This is a genomic window from Nitrospira sp. (genome assembly GCA_037045225.1).
In the GTDB taxonomy this organism is placed as follows: Bacteria; Nitrospirota; Nitrospiria; order Nitrospirales; family Nitrospiraceae; genus Nitrospira_A.
This window is the reverse complement of record JBAOHZ010000009.1, coordinates 3492139-3509942: the sequence shown is the minus strand read 5'-3', so window position 1 is coordinate 3509942 and position 17804 is coordinate 3492139. Positions and strand designations below refer to the sequence as shown.

Genomic DNA, 17804 nt, shown 5'->3' with positions numbered 1-17804 from the left:
CCATTTGTGACATGACCCCATTTTGTGATGCATTTTGTGATGTTGCGCCTCAGCGCACGAGCTTCTTTTTGATGACCGCCAGGTTTTCGGAGGTCGATCGCACCCGTATCGTGAGGCCCTCGGCGTCATATTCTTCGGACAGGATACGCATCCGGGCGCGGATCTCCGCCACGACGCCTTGAGCCGTAAACGGAATACGCAATTCCTCGTCGATCATCTCACTCTCAAAGTACCCCATAATGCGCTCACGAAGCGCCTGCAGATCGTCCTTGCTTCTCGTGGACAGAAAGAACGCATCGGGATATTCCACCTTCAGAGCCGCGAGCTCGTCCGTTCCGAGGCGATCCCGTTTATTCAACACCAGCAGGCTGGGAACATCCGTGGCGCCGACTTCGGCTAACACCTGCCGCGTGACGTCGAGCTGGGATCGAAATGACGGATCTGAGGCATCGACGACAAACAGCAAGAGCGAGGCAGAGGCCGCTTCATCGAGTGTCGACTTGAACGACGCCACCAGGTCATGCGGGAGCTTTTTGATGAAGCCCACCGTATCGGACATCAGCACTTTGGGGCGCGTGTCAGGATACAAGGGCCGGATCGTGGTATCGAGCGTGGCGAACAACTTATCGGCCACAAGCACCTCGATGCCCGTCATCGCCCGCATCAGCGAGGATTTGCCGGCATTGGTGTACCCCACAAGCGCGACCGTCAATTCGTGTTCCCGTCTCGCGCGGCGCGTCTGATGCTCGTCTCCGATCGCCGCCAATTCGGTCCTGAGTTCTTTCATGCGATCGCGGATTCTGCGCTTATCGAGCTCCAGACTCGTCTCCCCGGCCCCTTTGCCGCCGACTCCCCCGCCTTGCCGCTCACTGCCGCCGCCGGTTTCTCGCAACCGTGGCGCCAGATAATTGAGCCTCGCGATCTCCACCTGCAGCCTGGCCGCTCTGGTTCGCGCGTGTCGGCTGAAAATCTCAATGATAACCCCGGTACGATCGAGCACCGGCACGCCGGCGGCACGTTCAAGATTTTTCAATTGTGACGGTGACAGATCACAGTCCACGATGGCGATCTGCGCCTGTTCGCGAGGGCCTGAGGAAGCTTCGATGGTGTCATCCGATTCGTCCTCGTCGTCTGACTCCTCCGTGATGTCCGAGTCCGCCGCCTCAAACTTCGAGGCCGCTTTGTGCTTCGGCCGTTCAAACGCCGATTCGATTTTCCCGGAACCCCCGGTCCATAGCGCCAACTCGGCGAGTTTGCCCTGCCCCAGGACAGCTGCATATTTATCGGAACTACGCTTTTGCGTCACACGGCCCACGACCGCGTACCCGAGGGTTTTCACCAGACGGGTGAGCTCTTGCAGCGAACTGTCCAGCTCATCCACAGTCACGCGAGGGGTGCGGATTGCTACAAGCACGGCATTCGATTGTGAGGGCTTCGACATTGCAGGCCTTTCCTTGATCACATGTTCGTGAGGGTGGCCATTGGAACAGGGAATGTCGTGTGAATGGCTACTCGCGTCGCAGGACCTCTCAGGGTCACGCCCCCTCTTCCCAACTCTTAAAGTCCTTCAGTTCTTCGGCAATGCTGTTCAGCACCCAGGCAATCACCGCCGCATCATCCGCATAGCCGACCACGGGGATGAAGTCCGGGATCACATCCAGCGGGCTGATGAGATACAGAATCGCCGCCACGATGGTCACGAGCTTGTGGACCGAGAGGCCTGTATAGGCCCCGCTCACGGACGCTTTCAGCAGCCGCACCAATAATTGAAGGTCCTTCAACAGCCTGCCACCTCGTCTCTGCGCAATCGAGACCGCCGCGGCCAACAGATACCGAAGCCGCTCTTTGTCCCTGAGATACTCCGTCGCCGTCTGTGTGAAGCCACGAAACATGGTCAACGCCTTGAGGACCATCGCTGGAGTCATCCGATTCATTCCGTCCTCCCTGAGGGGTGAGCATTGCCTCGACACCCAATCAAATTGAGGATATCAGGCAGTCTGCGAAGGATCAATTTAGTCCGATGGCAAAATACAGAACCGAACCATCAGCGGCGAGGTGGGGACGGAAAGTCAGAGGCCAGCGATGCGTGGGACGGCGTGACTGACGGTGAACAAGCCGAAGGCACCACGGCGTGGGGCTTATGGGATAGATAGACTCCCGCCAGACTAGAATGTGTGATTGCAAGACCGGAGCCCTGTCTTATTTCGTGTCTGTATTCCAGGGCACCTCAACCTGCCCCTGATAGGAGCAATGGCTGCGGACTCTCATGTTCGGACGATTCGATAGGCAGAGAAAGAATGGAGGATGACACTGGCGCAGAAAGCGAAAAATGTCGTGAAATTGATCGAGTCAGCTCTCAAGTCTTATGTGCCGGTCATGAGTTCGGCTTCGAGAGGATGGTCTTTTTTAAACCGGCTGACTCCGAGGACACTGAATCCCAACACATGCCCCTGCCCGTCCACCCGTTCCATGACGGCCTCGTAGGCCGTGGGACGCATGAACCCAGGCGCATCGCTGAACTGCACTTCCAGGAAATCGCCTTCAGGGTCGAACCAGACTTTTACTTTGTCGGCCATATCGTGTCTCCTGCCTTGAGTTGGTCAGTCAAGTAGGCCGTCACCACAAACCCGTCGTCGGGAGGATACTTTACCACGACACAGAGCCATTTCCCACCAACCTGCGTTTGCGCATAAAACTCATAAAATAGATGGACAGTGTGATCTGAGCGAGATACCCGCACTTCGGCCGGCGATTGGAGCACCCGTTCGATCTCTGCCTCCATACCAGCCATCTCTTCATGCCGGAGAATATGAGCCGCCCGCTCATCGGTCAGTCTGACGGATCGACCGAAACAATCACGGATGATGTTCATCTCTTACTCGGAATTCACGGTTTCAGGAAATCCACAATCATCTTCAAACAGACATTTTACAACAATTAAAGAGAGAGAAACGACTCGGGTACAGGATCAAACCATCAGCGGCGGGGTGGGGGGCAGAAAGTCAGAGGCGAGCGATGCGTGAGACGGCGTGAAAGCCTTTCTTAGGACCTCCACCATTGGCACCGGCGACGATGGAGCCAGACTCTCGGTGATTCATGTCGATTCAAGCACAAGAAACGACTCGCGCTCCCTTAACTTTCCGTAATTTCCTCATGGGCGGTGGATCATTCTTCGCAGCTTTGGCACATCTCCAGCCTCACCGTCTAGCCGGTGTAGCATCTGATGGCAGTTCGAACAGACAGTAATGAGGTCGTCAATCGAGGACTCCACCGTGTTAGACAGTTTACTGAGAGGGATGACATGGTGTGCTTCAGCAAAAGTCCGTCCTATATCTCCATACACTTCTCTGAATGTCATCTCGCACACTCGGCACCGATAGTTATCTCGCCGCTTGCAGCGTTCGGCGAGATCTCGCCTACGCTCTCGTGACAAGTGCAGCTTGACCACGCGCCGTTCTATGCCGGTATACACCTCTGATTCATCAGGTGGGCCAAGGTCGACTGCCGCCGGCGCAGCGCGAAGACCCGCAAGAACCTCGTCAAAAAATGACAGTGCGCGCACGGCGATAGCCGCCAGCGCGTTGCTGTTCTCCGACAAGGATGAATCGAACGTCCCATAATAAGCATACCGCTGCCCAGACTCTTGGTATTCTTCGTATATGGGATGGTTAAAATGTTCTTTTTCCAAAGGCCGCTTTAAAACATAGTCCTGACTCGAGCCAGTTGCTAGCCGCATATCCAAACCGGAAAGCTGTTTGACCGGCCGCAGGGACTCAGGCAGTACATCAATAAATGCTCGGAGGTTTTCGGCTTGTACGGCATACAACCCGTACCAGAACAACCGCCGACCCTGTTTGGGATACTCGCAGAACCAGACTTCCAATCTGAGGCTTCGATGTTTCAAAGATCCAAGCTCCACCCGCCACCCCTTGGTGTAGGACTCCTTCAGCTTGACCTCCGTGCGAACATTGGCAAGGCCTCTGAGTTTTACCGGCAATGGTCGCAAGATCTCTTGAGCGACCATCGTTAGCTTTTCTTTATCTTCTACATCTGACATCTGGAACTCCTAGTTACGACCGTCACAGTTGTTCGTCAATTGCTCGCATCGCGGTCATGGCACCGCTTGAACTTGCGCTTGATACAAGTACTTCTGAAATCCAGAGAACGCCTGGCCGATCTCTTCGAGCTTTCCCAGATCGGCTACGGCGTCAACGATGGAGTGAGCGTTCGGCGGGAAAACCCATACAACGACTCCCGGCTGGTCAGTGTCGGACACTAGATGGAGCCAGCTCTCATGCCTTCTGTGCCGGTCATGAGTTCAGCTTCCATCGAGAGGGTGAGTTTTTTTTAGTGCCCCCAAGCACCCTGAATCCCAACAGATGCCCCTGCCCGGCCACACGTTCCATGACGGCCTCGTAGGCCGTGGGACGCATGAACCCTGGGGCATCGCAGAACTGAACTTCCAGAAACTCGACTGCCGTGACCACGAAGCTCGTCGTCGGGAGGGTACCTTAACACGACACAGCGCCATTTCCCACCGACCAGCCTCTGCGCATAAACCTCATACAATACATAGAGAGTGTGATCGGAGCGAGACATTCCACCTCTGCCGGCAATTGAAGCACCCGTTCAATCGCCGCCTCTATGCCAGCACTTCTTGGTGTCGGAGTATATGAGCCGTCCGCGGAAGCGACCCAAAGCATCACGGATAATTGTTACTCCTCACTCTGGCTTCAAGGCTTCATGAAATCTGCAGACCGTGACTTCTAGAACGATGAAGGAGAGGAAGACGACTCCGCTATAAGCAGAGCGACCTCTTGAGGGCAACCATTAACGGGAGATGCAGGGGAGCCAGCCTGGTTGTTTGATTGCAAGACCTGACACTAATTTAGTGGCCGGTCTTGATGATCTGCTGTTCCGTCGTCATGGTCCTCACTCCTTCCGCGAACGTGAGGACTCCACCGAACTGTCAGATTAAGTTCTAGCTTTCACAGTTTAAGTAGCATGAGCATTTTCTTATTCAATTGTTATTTAAGTGTTAACGTTTGATTCCGTAGTTCTTGCCGAACGATACGAATTGCACCCTCCAGCACTTTCCAGTCAAATTCCCACATGAGCGGACGAAGAGGCTGGATCAACTTCTTCTTAAATGAATTCAATCCAAGAACCGCAGCTCTTGCCTTTTTGTTCAACACCACTTGTTGCTTCTTCCGGGTTGCATTCATGACATACTGTCTAGCCATATCAAAATCCTCCTATTTTACAGCAGTGTAACCTTTAATTCAGAGGGGCTCTCTAGGCTGCAGACAAGAATCGCGCAACCGTTGCACTAGGATCACTACATGCAGTCAGACCATGCGGGCTCCTTACACATACATTTTATTCAGATTTACGGCTACATCGTCTTCGCCAGACGCATACCTTGCTTATCCCCACACCTGCACTGAATCGCTTGAATAGAAGAAGGCTTGTAGAGGACGATACTTGCGTCTTTTAGAATATCTTGATCTTCTGATGATCATCTGTTGCGTAGCTGCTTTAATGGCAACATTCACGTCTGCTTCAGGATCTCCGTATAAACTCACGTACACTTCCGGTAGTTCGATGTTTGAAGCAATTGCGTCCACAATGTGTTCATCTGATGAACCGAGACTGTGACCGAAAATAACCAACGGTGACTGGATCGCCCGTAGCTTTTCCATGCAGTACCAGAGGTATCCGTTTGCCTGGATTTGTTGAAGCTTCTTGTCAGGACTTCCTTCTGCCACAAATAGTGGATATTGCCCCTCCTCTAGGCCTTCCCTTATTAGATCCGTTAGGCGGCGTCCTGTTCTTGTCCAACTATGTTTTCTTAACTCGCCTTCGGCAATAAAGAGGTGAAGACCGCCATGCAGGTATAGTAATCCTCTGCGATCTTTTAACCTTTGCGAGAAGACAAGGTAAGGGGCGCTCGGCTCAACCTGGTCTGCTCGAAAACAATCTTCGAGCGGAGGAGGATCACCCATCGCCATAACTACCCAATACGGCAATAGATCATAGTTGGTCGTGAATACAATGTGGTAGGGAGAAAAGAAGTCTGCTGCAGCGCGTTTACGCGACTCTTCGATATCCCCTGGCGTTTCGAGATGAGATGTAGCGACCGCCTCAACCAGTGTTTGTTTTATCACCTCTAGATCCCGGAGCATCTCAGACGTACCTTTTCGAACTAGGCCGTAAGTACGGGCGATCCAGTCAGCCTGATCCAGAAGCCTCATTACACCCTCAAAGTTATTTGTCCCGATTTTGTCAAACAATAGCTGGGCCCTTGGACTAAGGCCCGCCACAACAGCCGATTCATAAAGGCTACTATATTTAAACATCCTGCTGCAGGCGATGCTAAATCCATTTCCAAGTAGCAGATATGATCGTGTGTCACCAATACGTTCCCGCACTTCTGCATATGTTAAGCCCGAGGCTTGATCCTTCGTCTGTCTTCTTGGCATGAGAACCCTTTAAATCAAGCTGTCTGCTCTATCGCCTCATGTAACACAGCTTCGAGGAGGCGGTGGCTTTCGGTTTGGGTGGTGGTGAGCTGCGCTTCCAGCTTGTCGCAGAGGGCCATCAGTTCGTCCACTTTAGCAACGATGCGTTGTTGTTCGTCGAGTGGTGGCAGTGGGATCAGAACTGCATTCAGAATTTCCAGATTGATGTTCTTCTGCGCCGTGGCAGGTGCGAACGCAAGCAAGTCGGTTTTCGCAGTCCGAAGAAAATACTCAAAATATTTAGCACTTGGAAATTGAGAGGCAGGTATGAAGCCAACAACGCTATCTGGGAAGCAGGCGTCGAAGCTCAAGATGCCGCTATCAGCGATGTTCGCCGCTATGGTGATGCACAAAGTGCCTTGGGGCCACTTCATACTCTGTGCAAGTCCAATATCATTATATTTGCTCGTATAGGTTTCAATAACACCCTTAGATCGAGCAACATCGCCAGTTTGGATGAGCCTGTGAGTGCCGCCATCGAACAAGGTTCGGTCGTTGCGTGGACGGTGTTTCGATTTCCCTCTGCCAAAGACTCCAAGCTCTGGAAACCGTGTCCAGATCCAGGAAGGAGGCAGAGCAAAAGGTGCTTGCATATCATCTACCGGAGCAAGTTCAAGATCCCTTTTTCGCTTTCCCTCCTTCGCCAACTTCGTTTTCTCAGCCGAGATACGCTTCAGCAGTACAGATGCAGATTCATCGTGCGGGTCCTGGGGAACGAGTTTCCCGCGGACGGCGAGGTTGAGGATGGTTTGGCGGAGTTGCTGGATGTGTTGAGATTTCATAGTCAGGCACGGGAGGTGGTTAAAGTAGAAGCGGGCGTGCTTGCGGAAAGCGTCGGGATCTGCGCCATTGTTCAACCAATGCAGAGACGAAGCCACCAGCCGATCCCGGCGGCTCTCCCGCTCCGCCTGCGCTGTCTCCAACCGATCACAGAGCGCCATCAGTTCTTCCACCTTGGCGACGATGCGGTGCTGCTCAGCGAGGGGAGGAACCGAAATAGGACACTCGGCTAGTTTACCCAGGTATATACCTTTTTGGGCGGTACCCTTTCCATGTTCATCGAAGTACATCTTCACAGTCGGGCTTCTGAGTTGCAGGGAAAGAAAATCCGGAAGTAACTGGGTCCGAATTACTGCAACGCTTCGCTGTAGAGCAAACTTAGGAGCATGATGAGGAACCACTGCAGATCGTCCGATTGATCCAACGATCGTTAGAAGAACGTCTCCTGTAGTGATTCGGGTCCTTGCATCTTCTAATTTGAAATCAGCGTCTGAAAGATATCTTGATGGATTGTTAAAACTCACTGAGCCTTCAAGAACATTCTGACTGCTGAGCATCGGAAATCCCTTACCAGCATCATTGGGGGGATTATGTGAGCCATCTGTAAGTTTGTCAGCGATAGTCCCAAGTCTTGTCCATTCCCAACTGGCCGGAATACCAAACGGCGAGCTGCCTCCACTTGATTGCAGCTTCTTGGGCTGCCTACCAAAACCTGCAATAGCCTTATTACATTGAATCCGTTTGAGCAGTTCAGATGCCGGTTCCTCCTTTTGATCCTGCATAACTAGCTTTCCCAGAATGGCGAGGTCGAGGATAAAGCGACGCAGGCGCGGGATGGCATCGGGCGCTTCGCAGATGCGGTCAAAATGAGAAAGAAGTTGCATCGCATTCATCGCAGCAGGGCCTTTTCCAGAATGGCCTTGAGCTGGTCTCGAAGCAGACTGGTTTCCTTCTCTGCTTCATTGAGCTTCGCCAGCAGTTCTTCCGGATCGCCATGGTCGTCCGCGACGGTGTGCGGGTTTTTGAAATCTAGGTTATAGCTGCGGGCTTTGACTTCATCGGCGGTCACCTTCCAGGCTGCTTCCGTTTTTTTGCGGCCTTTCCGTTTCGCTCCCCCCCACCATTCGATACAGGGCTTCAGATGCTCGAAGCGGATCGGCTTCGTCATCGAATAGGCCTTCTGCCCGTCGGGAATGCGATGCTCGTAAAACCAGATCTCTTTGGTCGGCTCGCCCTTCTCGAAGAACAAGAGGTTCGTCCCGATGCTGGCGTAGGGTTTGAACACGCTGTTGGGGAGACGGACAATCGTGTGGAGGTTGCACTCCTCCATCAGATGTTCTTTGAGCCTGGTCTTCACCCCTTCGCCGAACAGCGAGCCGTCCGGCAGCACCACGGCAGCACGGCCACCCGCTTTGAGCAGCCGCACGATGAGGGCGAGAAACAAATCCGCTGTCTCGCGTGTCTGAAAGTGTTTGGGGAAGTTGCTTTCGATCCCGTCTTCTTCCTTGCCGCCGAAGGGCGGATTGGTCAGGACAATGTCCACGCGATCGGCTTGGCCGTAGCTGATGTAGGGCCTGGCGAGGGTGTTGTCGTGGCGCACGAAGGACGGGTCTTCGATGTTGTGCAACAGCATGTTGGTCACGCAGAGCATGTGCGGCAGCTGCTTTTTCTCGCAAGCCCGCAGGGCCTCCTGCATCTTCTTCTCGTCCGCCGGTTTCTTGACGTAGCGCTCGCGCATATGGCGGATGGCGCAGGTGAGGAAGCCGCCGGTCCCACAGGCCGGGTCGAGCAGAATCTCGCCCGGATGCGGGTCGATCCGGTCGGCCATGAAAGCGGTGACGGCGCGGGGCGTGTAGTACTCGCCCGCGTTGCCGGCGCTCTGGAGATCGGCCAGGATCTGCTCATAGATGTCGCCGAAGTGTTGGCGTTCGGTCAGGCTGTTGAAATCGATGGCGTTGATCTTGTTGAGCACCTGCCGCATGAGCTGGCCGGACTTCATATAGTTGTAGGCGTCTTCAAAGACATCCCGCACAACACGACGGCGACCGTCCTTACCGGTTAACTCTTTCAGCGAAGGAAACAGCTCATTGTTGACGAAGGCCATGAGCGGCTCGCCGGTGATGCCCTCGGGATTGGCCGCCCAGGTGCGCCACTGGAACTTCTTCGGAATCGGCGAACGGTAGTCCTTCTGCATCGCTTCGAGTTCGAGATCCTGGTCATCGATGATCTTCAGAAAAAACATCCAGCAAAGCTGAGAGATACGCTGCGCGTCGCCATCGACACCGCTGTCCTGGCGCATGATGTCTTGAATGGATTTAACGGTGTTGCGAACGGACATGAGTTAGGCAGCTCCCTGATAGAGTGCGGATTGTAGTTCATGGACCGCCTGTTCAAAGCCGGGCCGTCCGCCGAAAGTCTTGAGTAACTCAATCGGCGTACCCATGGCATCGAACGGCGAAATCTTGAGAATGTGCGGATCATCCAGGCTCGTGACGCCTTCGTCCTGGTATTTTTGAAGCAACGCTTCCAGCACGGCCCGGGCTTGCTTGCCGTACTTGGTAAAGATATCTCTCTTTCGGACGTTCTCTACTCGTTCACGTCTCGTCAGTGGCGGCTGGTCAAAGGCCACGTGGCAGATGAGATCGAAAGGATCGAGATCCTTTCCCACTTCATCGGCCAATGGTTCGAGCATCATGCCTTCTTGCTCCAATTCCTCGATGATGGCCTGCTTGCGCTCGGTGCTGTTCCACTGTTTGAGAAAGGCCGTGAGGCTGGCATAACGCTTCCTAAGGGTGTTCTTCGAGTAGTCGCGCAGGGTTTCAGTCACGAGCTTGCCCGATTCATCGAGATACTCGACCCGCTCCGCGATGACGCTGACCTCGTCGCCATGAATGTAGTACTTGCGTGGTTGAGTCCCGCCGGGCGGGATGGTGATGTCCGGCTTGGCGGGATCGACGACGACTCGTTCGTCCTCACCGGGATTCGGCGGGATCGGGTCTTCCGGATCAGTCGAAGGGAGCACATTGTCGGGTGGCGCGACCGGATCATTCTGCCCCGGTTCGTAGATCTGTACCGGCTCGCCGTCGAAGTCTGAGTCGGCAAAATGGTTCGTGGCCTTTCGAAAGTCGATCAGAGTGAAATAGTACTTCTTGGTGTCCTCATGCACGCGCGTCCCGCGCCCGACGATCTGCTTGAACTCGGTCATCGAGCCAACCTCACGGTCGAGCACGATCAAGCGGCACGTTTGGGCATCGACGCCGGTGGAAAGCAGCCGTGAGGTCGTTACGATCACCGGGTGCCTCGCCTCCGGATCAATGAAGTTGCCGAGCTGGGCGCAGCCTTCCGCGTCATCGCCTGTGATGCGCATGATGTAGCGCTCGTTCTGCTGCACAAGATCGGCGTTTTCATTGATGAGCGCCTGACGCATCCGCGCGGCGTGCTCCACGTCTACGCAGAAGACGATGGTTTTCTGAAACCGGTCGCCGCTTTCCTTTAAGAACTCGGTCACTTTGCGGGCTACACGTTTGGTCCGCTCGTCGATCACCAGGCTTCGATCGTAGTCCTTCTGGTTATAGATGCGATCTTCGATCTCCTGGCCGTATTTATCTGTCTCTCCCTTGGCCGGCCGGTAACCTTCCACGTCTACATCGAGGTGGACTTTCACCACTTTATAGGGAGCCAGGAAGCCGTCGCGGATGCCTTCCTTCAGCGAATAACTGTACACGGGCTTGCCGAAGTAGTGGATGTTGGAGACGTACTCGGTTTCCTTCGGCGTTGCGGTGAGACCGATCTGGGTGGCGCTGGAGAAGTGGTCAAGAATTTCCCGCCAGGCAGAGTCCGCCGCGGCGCTGCCGCGGTGGCATTCGTCGATCACGATGAGGTCGAAGAAATCCCTCGAGAGTTCCCGGAACAGTTTTTGGCTGTCCTCCGGCCCGGTGATGGCTTGATAGAGCCCGAGGTAGATCTCGTAGGAAGTGTCGATTCGCCGGTGCTTCTTGTCCACAGCAAGCGGTAGCTCAACGGTGTTGCCGTCCTCACGCTCAATAGTCTTGGAGCTGGTGCTGAGCTTGGCCATCGTTTTTCCGAAGGGGCGGAAGTCATTGACCATGGTCTGGTCGATCAGGACGTTACGATCCGCGAGGTAGAGGATGCGTTTCTTGCGCTTGGCTTTCCACAGACGCCAGATGATCTGAAAGGCCGTGTAGGTCTTGCCGGTTCCGGTGGCCATGACCAGGAGGAGGCGATTCCGACCTTTGGCAATGGCCTCGATAGTTTTGTTGATGGCGATGCGCTGGTAGTAGCGCGGTTCCTTGCCACTCGCATCGTCGTGGTAGTTCTGAAGGACGATCTCTTCCTGAGCCGGCACCAGGCCCTTCCAATCACGATACTTTTGCCAGAGGGCATCAGGTGTGGGAAAGGCATCCAACGAGAGTTCAACTTCTCGCTTCTCGCTCTGGCCTGTTCGGTCGTGAAAGACAAAGGCGTCACCGTTCGATGAAAAGACAAAGGGAATATCCAACGTCGCGGCATATTCCAGCCCCTGCTGCATACCACCGCCGACGGGATAGCTATTGTCTTTCGCCTCGATGAGGGCGATGGGGATATTCGGCTTGTAGTAGAGGATATAGTCGGCGCGCTTGGCTTTTCCGCGGGTAACGAGTTTGCCACGAACGATGATGCGGCCTTTAGTAAAGCCGACCTCTTCGCGAATCTGCGACAGCTCATCCCATCCAGCCTGCTTCACCGCCGGCGTGATGAACTTCGTACAAATGTCACGTTCGCTGAGAGATTTCTTATCGAGGGCTGCCATGCACGTAACTTCTGGCTCCTGGAGCTATTTCGGCGAAGAATACTCGTTTCTAATCCATTTATCACTCGCGTTTTTACCGGCAAAATCAGCTAGTGGCATACTTGGATGGGCGGAATGGGAGCAAATGGCCTATGGCTTATAGCAGGAAGGAAAAGAGCTCGTCGCAAAGGAGTTACAGCTCGACTTGACTGGCAAGCCTCTCCCGCCTGCCTATCCGCCATACGCTCTGTTTCCGTTCAGGCTATCTGCCATTCGCCATCGACTCTTCATTCTCCTCTCCCCGCATCACCGCCTCTTCCCCATCCCGCCTCCACCGCCCAACGGCGCAAACGGCACATTGGGATTAAACTCATTGATCGGGTTTAACGGATTCTCCGGCCGATAGCGATTCACGGGGTTAAAGGGATTATTGGGGTTGAATTGGTTGATCGGATTGGCGGGGTTGCCGGGATCGTACTGGTTGATTGGATTAAACGGGTTCGCCGGGTCGTAGGCATTGATGGGATTCAGCGGGTTGCCGGGCTGATACTGGTTGATGGGGTTGAAGATGTTAAAGTCGCGCTGGTACTTCTCGTCGAAGCCCGGCTCCGCTCCGCCATTCCCGATTGACGCCAGCCAGAGCAGTCCGCCGATGATCGCTGCCGTCTGCACCTGTGCCTGTCGCATGGTCGCCTCCTGTGTGTTTGTTTCAACCTGACAGGGAGCCTACACCACAACCGTGACATCCGGGGTCACGATGGGGAAAAGAGCCTATGGCTGATGGCTGGGCCACAAGAGCGTGTGGCTGATAGCAGGCCCCAGGAGTGAAGCGACGCTCGTTCGGAGACAAGAGCTGATAGCTTATGGCGTATGGCTGATAGCAGGACCACCTTTAGACCGGGGGCGGAGGGAACTGGAGTTATTAAGCCGTGACTCCGGAATTGAGGCAGACGAGAGTCGGGTACAAATTCTCAGTGACAGGCACTGACCTTCAGTTATCGGATGGGAACATAGGGAATAGGCTCGAAAACTTCACAGACATTCATCGGTTTCGCGGCAGGAGCAGGAGAATTTTTGTACGCACGCGATAGGCGGCGGCCACCACGTCACGACCATCCGCTTCTTCTGGCTCGAACAGGTCATCCGGATACCGTGCCGCGACACCGTACGAGGTCAATTTCCGGCAGTCAGACTCCAATACCGCTAGCCCTTCATCACACGCGACGCACTGAGCCAGCAGTGCAACCAAATCGTGAGTCTTCGAGAGATCGCGCCCATGATGGACCAGAAACGCCTTCAATACTTTCTCAGCTACTTGCTGTGCGTGAAAGCAGACCGTGTCCCAGGGAATGTCCTTGGCAACGAGGTTATTCTCGATGTTCAGCACATCATGTTCGGCCTTGCGAAGCCAGGCTTCGAAGTTGGACTCAGCCCTGCTCATACAGAACTTTGCCCTCCTTCTCAATGACCGACAGCAGCGTTCCCTTCACGTGGCGTAAGCGCCGCACTTCTTCCGGCGTATACACCACGATATCCATCGGCCATGCACGTAGCCCGAAGGCCTCGCTTACTTCGATCGCCCGGTCAGGAGGCCGGCGAGGCGTCTCCATCTCAATAAAGAGATCCAAGTCGCTTTCCGGGCCAGCCTCCCCTCGCGCATGGCTACCAAACACCATGATGCGCTTTGGATGAAAGCGATCGATGATCGTCTGAGTCACATGGGTCAATAATGATGACGGCTGTACCATAGAAGCAGTCTCCGTAAGGCGCTTGATGAGCTCGCCACACCACGGGCAATGCCGCCGCAGAATACTCGTTTCCCCTCAAGAAATCACCACCTGTGACGATTCTCACTCCCTGCCGGCAGCCTACTTCACGACCGTGACCTCCGGGGTCACGATGGGGAAAAGAGCCTATGGCGTATGGCTGGGCCACAAGAGCGTGTGGCTGATAGCAGGACCTCGGAATCTAGGGGACCGTATCTCGTCTCTCGTGAAGCGTCGCTCGTAAAGAGAACCGTGCTGGTTGACGGCAAACGGAAGAGGGGTTACGCTGCCGATTTCTTAACCCGGACCTCTGCCCGATGCCCGGTGGCCGCCAGAACGCGGATGAGCACGTCGGTCGACACTCCCTGAGTATTCCCATTTGCAATGGCCGTGACACGGGTCCGCGACGTCCCCGCGCGCTTTGCGATTTCCGCATGCGTGAGCGACCCGGCCTCGATAATTTTGACGAGGGAGACGGTGAGGTCGGATCGAAACTCCATCTCGGCCGTATCGGCCACTGAAAGGCCCAATACGCGGCCGAGCTCCTCTGCGGATCGAACTGTCACTCGCTTGCCTGTTTTAGCTGTCGCCATGTAGCACCTCTTTCAATCGCTGTCGCCCTGTGCTCAACTCGCGCTTGGGAGTCTTCTGCATCTTCTTCTGAAATGCATGAAACACCACGATTGCGTCAACCAGCTTGACGTAGTAGAACACTCGCACCGTAGTGGATGGTCCCGTCACTCGCAGTTCATGTGCTCCCGGCGCTACGACCTGCATCGGTCTACTCAGGGGCATGCCCAGCTGCAGCCCCTTTTGCAGGTCTCGGAGAGCTTCTCCGATCTCCCGCCGGATGGCAGGATCCTCATCACGGATATACTCCAACGCCTTCGGATGAAAGACGATCGACTTCACGCTCCCAGTATGTCCTAAATCCGAGACATTCGCAAGCAGCTTCCGGCGCAGCGATCAAGAGCGTGCGTAAGGACTCAGGCACAACACGAGACACCATGAGACGACGCTCGTCGTTCGTGAAGCCTATCTCCTTTGGAAACAAGAGCTGATAGCTGATGGCGTATGGCCGATAGCAGGACTTCGAAATGGGGGGATGGTCGTTCGTCTCTCGTGAAGCGTATCTCGTGGAAGAACAGAACGCCGTCGTTCGGGAGGCGTTGCTCGTGGGGTCGGAACTGCTGGTTGAGGCACGAGAGCCTATGGCTGAGAGAGAAAAAGAACTGGGCTCATGGCAGATACCTGATGGATGAAGAGTGGCGTGAAACGGCAGTCTTACCGGGTACCAGTCTTAATCTCATAGGTCGGGATCGAGGTGCCTGTCACTTGGGCGTACAGAACGGCCGGATCAAGATCGGCCCCATTCGGCCAGAAGATGGTCCCAAGCTCCGGATGTACGCGTAGCTCCCGGAAGCGATTGAGATCCTTCAGCGGAGCAAACACGCCCTCAAATTGTAAGATGGCTGAGAGATCAAGTTCACCCACCACGCCGTCTTCAAATCTGAGGCGGACTGAGTAACCATCCAACGCAGTGGCTTCGACAATATCCTTTAGCATGGCCTTACTCCAGCGGCTTAATTTTCTTAAGCCGTGCCCGCTGCTCTGCAAGTGTCCAGTCGTCGTTCAGCTCATCTCGATGAAGTGCGCCCCATTCGGCAACAAGTCCCAATGCACGCGGCGGCAAATATCCTTCTAAGAGCGCCAATGACTCAATGGCGATAATAGCCTTGTGCTCACCATAGCGCACATGAAAATGCGGTGGGGCATGGTCCTCATAGAACATGGGAGGGCCAGCTTCATGTCGATGAGCGCCGACTCTGCCTCGGACAGGCCCAGGAACTCTTTCACCGACCCAACGGCCCATCCGGCCGCTTCCAGTTTGGCTCGTTTGCTGTTCTTCATTTGAAGTACCCGCGGAAAGTTCTACGCAGCTGTTGCGGCCGCTTTCGCCAGGAGTTCATGAATCAAGGATTGATAGGGCTTCCCCTGCTTGGCGGCCATCTTGCGAAGCTGGCTCAGAAGTTTCGGAGACAGACGAATAGCGATCAACTGCTTGGCCATGCCGCTGGCCGGCCGGCCGACTCGACGCATACGTTTCAATTCTGCGTCCCTCACTTCCGGGATATCGGAGAAATCAAGAGCACCTTCACGCCGCTGCCGAAACTCAACACCCAGCCAACACATTTTCTATTGTCGGCAATACAACCCTGGGACCACCATCACACCGCACTCGACGGAACGCGCAGATTGACTACACCAATGCCACATCGCGCAACAACATGATCGCTCCCCTTCGTCGGGCGGTCCGTTCATACCGCGCATCCGCCGTGACCAAGACCGCATCTGATAGCGTCAGCGCCACTGACATACCCCATCATGTCACAGCCGACCTGACTCCCTAGCCCGACGGAGATCGCGCATCGACATCGGCAACCGGGATCGTCGACGGCCCAGCAATGCGTCGATCGCTTCACTCCTGCGCTTCTGCACCAGCTGTTCCTCAACGGCTTGCGACATGAGGTCGGCAATGACCCGGCTCTTATTCTTTCCTGCGAATGCCCGGTCGAATCTCTTCTTTACCGCTTCAGGAATGCTGAAACTTACCGTCGCCATTGTCGTCTCCCAGTTTCGAGAAATGAAGTAGATCAATCCTTCACCGTCAGCGTTCTCTTATGGCACCCCTTCACTCCCCTTGCGCCGCAATGCGTTGCGCTTCCTCTCGCACCGCTTCCCGCAGGCTGTCGGGCTTGAGGACCGTCACGCCGCTACCGAAACTCAACACCCAGCCGATTAGTTCTCGGGTATCGGCCACGGAGAGGGTCATGCGTAAACCGCCGCCTTTGGTCCGTTTAGTTTCCTGCGTGGCATGCCAGACTCGATCCTTCACCCAGGCGGCAGTGGCCTTGTTGAAATCCAACTCCACCTCGATACGCGGCCCGCGCATGACGGTCAGCGCGTCCTGCACGAAGGCATCGAGATCGAAATGCAGCGGCATCTGATAGGGATGGTCGGTCGGGGTCACGGACTTGATCCGTTCGACGGCGAACATGCGCGGCTCGCGCCGCAGGTGACAGTAGGCAATGAGGTAGAGGCCGCCGGTGGCGTACCAGAGGCGATAGGGATCCACTTCGCGCCTGGTCGTGCGGCCGCGCGAGGCGGAATCGTAACGGATCTGCACGGTGGTGGCGTCGGCGATGGCTCTGGTGAGGCGATCGATGGTTTCTCGATGCTGCCGATACCGTTTGTGCGGACCGAGGCCGACGCTGAAGGTGCCGTCGAGTTGTTGGACCAGGGCTACGCCCTGCGGCGGCAGCGCGGCGGCGGCCTTGCCCAACGCAGACTGCAAGGAGGTGTGGAGTTCGGTGCCTTCCAGCGGGGTGATGAGCCGTCGGCTGAAGGTCAACGCCATGAGTTCCGAGGGGAAGAAGCGCAACCCGGGGACGTTGCGAAATCCCTCCATAAGTCGCCAGCAGGTCTGGCCGTTGATGCGTTCGGTGACGAGGGGATAGCCGGCTTCTTCCAACGCGGCGAGATCGCGGCGGAGCGTGCGGGGATGCCGGGTGGATCCTGGCGCGAGCGACTCAGCCAGCTGCTCCAGCGTGAGGCCCTGCCGCGACGCCTCCAGCTGCTTCAACACCACCAACAGACGCACCGCTTGATCGTTGCGCGCCATCGTCTCTCCGCTCCCGCCCGGTCGATTGCGGCGCCCAGTCTACCAGGATGGGCTGAGGGGAGGAAGAGGAACCGTATCTCGTCGTCCGTGAAGCGTATCTCGTTCGGCAACAAGAGCTGATAGCTTATGGCGTATGGCCGATAGCAGGACTTCGGAATCTAGGGGATCGTCGATCGTCGCTCGTCTCTCGTGAAGCGTTAGACGTTGGGGATCTAAGCTGATAGTTGACAGCATGGGCCTGCTGGCAGAGCACAGATCACCAGCGT

General features: G+C 55.4%; 21 protein-coding genes. 1 reads left to right on the top strand and 20 read right to left on the bottom strand.

Features of this window, described 5'->3' with window-relative positions:
• Positions 1-49: 49 nt before the first annotated feature.
• The 15 genes from hflX to V9G17_17405 all read right to left on the bottom strand — a co-directional run bounded on the left by hflX (position 50) and on the right by V9G17_17405 (position 14768).
• Entirely contained in the window at positions 50-1441 is a 1392-nt protein-coding gene (gene hflX / locus V9G17_17475; protein ID MEI2754387.1) for a GTPase HflX, read from the bottom strand.
• A gap of 94 nt (positions 1442-1535) precedes the next feature.
• A complete protein-coding gene (locus tag V9G17_17470; protein MEI2754386.1) occupies positions 1536-1934 on the bottom strand; it encodes a YkvA family protein in 399 nt (132 codons plus the stop codon).
• 429 nt (positions 1935-2363) lie between these two features.
• Positions 2364-2576, bottom strand: coding sequence for a hypothetical protein (locus tag V9G17_17465; protein ID MEI2754385.1), 213 nt, complete (start codon positions 2574-2576; stop codon positions 2364-2366).
• The gene (locus tag V9G17_17460) at positions 2561-2872 is read right to left on the bottom strand and encodes a DUF4258 domain-containing protein (GenBank protein MEI2754384.1); all 312 of its coding nucleotides are present in this window, start codon (positions 2870-2872) and stop codon (positions 2561-2563) included. The genes V9G17_17465 and V9G17_17460 overlap by 16 nt, the downstream gene beginning before the upstream one ends.
• Before the next feature lie 279 nt (positions 2873-3151).
• A complete protein-coding gene (locus V9G17_17455; protein MEI2754383.1) occupies positions 3152-4057 on the bottom strand; it encodes an HNH endonuclease in 906 nt (301 codons plus the stop codon).
• A 970-nt stretch (positions 4058-5027) separates the two neighbouring features.
• Positions 5028-5243 carry a hypothetical protein gene (locus V9G17_17450; protein ID MEI2754382.1) on the bottom strand — a complete coding sequence of 72 codons (216 nt, stop codon included), beginning with the start codon at positions 5241-5243 and terminating at the stop codon, positions 5028-5030.
• A gap of 183 nt (positions 5244-5426) precedes the next feature.
• A complete protein-coding gene (locus tag V9G17_17445; protein MEI2754381.1) occupies positions 5427-6482 on the bottom strand; it encodes a DUF4917 family protein in 1056 nt (351 codons plus the stop codon).
• A gap of 14 nt (positions 6483-6496) precedes the next feature.
• On the bottom strand, positions 6497-8194 hold the full coding sequence (locus tag V9G17_17440) for a restriction endonuclease subunit S (GenBank protein MEI2754380.1): 1698 nt from the start codon (positions 8192-8194) through the stop codon (positions 6497-6499).
• Complete coding sequence (locus tag V9G17_17435; protein MEI2754379.1) at positions 8191-9639, bottom strand: class I SAM-dependent DNA methyltransferase; 1449 nt, start codon at positions 9637-9639, stop codon at positions 8191-8193. The genes V9G17_17440 and V9G17_17435 overlap by 4 nt, the downstream gene beginning before the upstream one ends.
• Positions 9640-9642: 3 nt before the next feature.
• Positions 9643-12111 (bottom strand): DEAD/DEAH box helicase family protein, encoded by a 2469-nt coding sequence (locus V9G17_17430; protein MEI2754378.1) that lies wholly within the window; start codon positions 12109-12111, stop codon positions 9643-9645.
• Between the two features lie 285 nt (positions 12112-12396).
• A complete protein-coding gene (locus V9G17_17425) occupies positions 12397-12777 on the bottom strand; it encodes a hypothetical protein (protein MEI2754377.1) in 381 nt (126 codons plus the stop codon).
• A gap of 355 nt (positions 12778-13132) precedes the next feature.
• The gene (locus tag V9G17_17420) at positions 13133-13531 is read right to left on the bottom strand and encodes a HEPN domain-containing protein (GenBank protein ID MEI2754376.1); all 399 of its coding nucleotides are present in this window, start codon (positions 13529-13531) and stop codon (positions 13133-13135) included.
• Positions 13518-13838, bottom strand: a complete 321-nt coding sequence (locus V9G17_17415; GenBank protein MEI2754375.1) for a nucleotidyltransferase domain-containing protein — start codon at positions 13836-13838, stop codon at positions 13518-13520. Before V9G17_17415 ends, V9G17_17420 begins: the two co-directional genes overlap by 14 nt.
• Before the next feature lie 299 nt (positions 13839-14137).
• On the bottom strand, positions 14138-14449 hold the full coding sequence (locus V9G17_17410; protein MEI2754374.1) for an XRE family transcriptional regulator: 312 nt from the start codon (positions 14447-14449) through the stop codon (positions 14138-14140).
• On the bottom strand, positions 14436-14768 hold the full coding sequence (locus tag V9G17_17405) for a type II toxin-antitoxin system RelE/ParE family toxin (protein ID MEI2754373.1): 333 nt from the start codon (positions 14766-14768) through the stop codon (positions 14436-14438). The genes V9G17_17410 and V9G17_17405 overlap by 14 nt, the downstream gene beginning before the upstream one ends.
• Positions 14769-14953: 185 nt before the next feature.
• Here V9G17_17405 and V9G17_17400 point away from each other — a divergent pair, with 185 nt between their 5' ends.
• Positions 14954-15118, top strand: coding sequence for a hypothetical protein (locus V9G17_17400; protein MEI2754372.1), 165 nt, complete (start codon positions 14954-14956; stop codon positions 15116-15118).
• A 22-nt stretch (positions 15119-15140) separates the two neighbouring features.
• On the opposite strand, the gene V9G17_17395 is transcribed toward V9G17_17400, so the two are convergent.
• From V9G17_17395 to V9G17_17375, 5 genes are all read right to left on the bottom strand, one after another.
• The gene (locus tag V9G17_17395) at positions 15141-15422 is read right to left on the bottom strand and encodes a DUF2442 domain-containing protein (protein MEI2754371.1); all 282 of its coding nucleotides are present in this window, start codon (positions 15420-15422) and stop codon (positions 15141-15143) included.
• A 4-nt stretch (positions 15423-15426) separates the two neighbouring features.
• Entirely contained in the window at positions 15427-15648 is a 222-nt protein-coding gene (locus V9G17_17390; protein MEI2754370.1) for a DUF4160 domain-containing protein, read from the bottom strand.
• A gap of 140 nt (positions 15649-15788) precedes the next feature.
• Complete coding sequence (locus V9G17_17385) at positions 15789-16049, bottom strand: BrnA antitoxin family protein (GenBank protein ID MEI2754369.1); 261 nt, start codon at positions 16047-16049, stop codon at positions 15789-15791.
• A gap of 195 nt (positions 16050-16244) precedes the next feature.
• Complete coding sequence (locus V9G17_17380) at positions 16245-16478, bottom strand: hypothetical protein (protein ID MEI2754368.1); 234 nt, start codon at positions 16476-16478, stop codon at positions 16245-16247.
• 70 nt (positions 16479-16548) lie between these two features.
• Positions 16549-17538: a transcriptional regulator gene (locus V9G17_17375; GenBank protein ID MEI2754367.1), complete on the bottom strand. Its 990-nt coding sequence runs from the start codon at positions 17536-17538 to the stop codon at positions 16549-16551.
• Between the last annotated feature and the right edge of the window lie 266 nt (positions 17539-17804).

Bases quoted from the DNA above. Each gene is read 5' to 3' on its own strand.
- V9G17_17465 (MEI2754385.1), bottom strand. From the start codon at position 2,576: ATGGCCGACAAAGTAAAAGTCTGGTTCGACCCTGAAGGCGATTTCCTG.
- V9G17_17400 (MEI2754372.1), top strand. From the start codon at position 14,954: ATGGGGGGATGGTCGTTCGTCTCTCGTGAAGCGTATCTCGTGGAAGAA.
- V9G17_17375 (MEI2754367.1), bottom strand. From the start codon at position 17,538: ATGGCGCGCAACGATCAAGCGGTGCGTCTGTTGGTGGTGTTGAAGCAG.
- V9G17_17440 (MEI2754380.1), bottom strand. From the start codon at position 8,194: ATGAATGCGATGCAACTTCTTTCTCATTTTGACCGCATCTGCGAAGCG.
- V9G17_17390 (MEI2754370.1), bottom strand. From the start codon at position 15,648: ATGTTCTATGAGGACCATGCCCCACCGCATTTTCATGTGCGCTATGGT.
- V9G17_17435 (MEI2754379.1), bottom strand. From the start codon at position 9,639: ATGTCCGTTCGCAACACCGTTAAATCCATTCAAGACATCATGCGCCAG.
- V9G17_17460 (MEI2754384.1), bottom strand. From the start codon at position 2,872: ATGAACATCATCCGTGATTGTTTCGGTCGATCCGTCAGACTGACCGAT.
- V9G17_17385 (MEI2754369.1), bottom strand. From the start codon at position 16,049: ATGTGTTGGCTGGGTGTTGAGTTTCGGCAGCGGCGTGAAGGTGCTCTT.
- V9G17_17455 (MEI2754383.1), bottom strand. From the start codon at position 4,057: ATGTCAGATGTAGAAGATAAAGAAAAGCTAACGATGGTCGCTCAAGAG.
- hflX (MEI2754387.1), bottom strand. From the start codon at position 1,441: ATGTCGAAGCCCTCACAATCGAATGCCGTGCTTGTAGCAATCCGCACC.
- V9G17_17430 (MEI2754378.1), bottom strand. From the start codon at position 12,111: ATGGCAGCCCTCGATAAGAAATCTCTCAGCGAACGTGACATTTGTACG.
- V9G17_17410 (MEI2754374.1), bottom strand. From the start codon at position 14,449: ATGGCGACAGCTAAAACAGGCAAGCGAGTGACAGTTCGATCCGCAGAG.
- V9G17_17395 (MEI2754371.1), bottom strand. From the start codon at position 15,422: ATGCTAAAGGATATTGTCGAAGCCACTGCGTTGGATGGTTACTCAGTC.
- V9G17_17450 (MEI2754382.1), bottom strand. From the start codon at position 5,243: ATGGCTAGACAGTATGTCATGAATGCAACCCGGAAGAAGCAACAAGTG.
- V9G17_17425 (MEI2754377.1), bottom strand. From the start codon at position 12,777: ATGCGACAGGCACAGGTGCAGACGGCAGCGATCATCGGCGGACTGCTC.
- V9G17_17380 (MEI2754368.1), bottom strand. From the start codon at position 16,478: ATGGCGACGGTAAGTTTCAGCATTCCTGAAGCGGTAAAGAAGAGATTC.
- V9G17_17470 (MEI2754386.1), bottom strand. From the start codon at position 1,934: ATGAATCGGATGACTCCAGCGATGGTCCTCAAGGCGTTGACCATGTTT.
- V9G17_17420 (MEI2754376.1), bottom strand. From the start codon at position 13,531: ATGAGCAGGGCTGAGTCCAACTTCGAAGCCTGGCTTCGCAAGGCCGAA.
- V9G17_17415 (MEI2754375.1), bottom strand. From the start codon at position 13,838: ATGGTACAGCCGTCATCATTATTGACCCATGTGACTCAGACGATCATC.
- V9G17_17445 (MEI2754381.1), bottom strand. From the start codon at position 6,482: ATGCCAAGAAGACAGACGAAGGATCAAGCCTCGGGCTTAACATATGCA.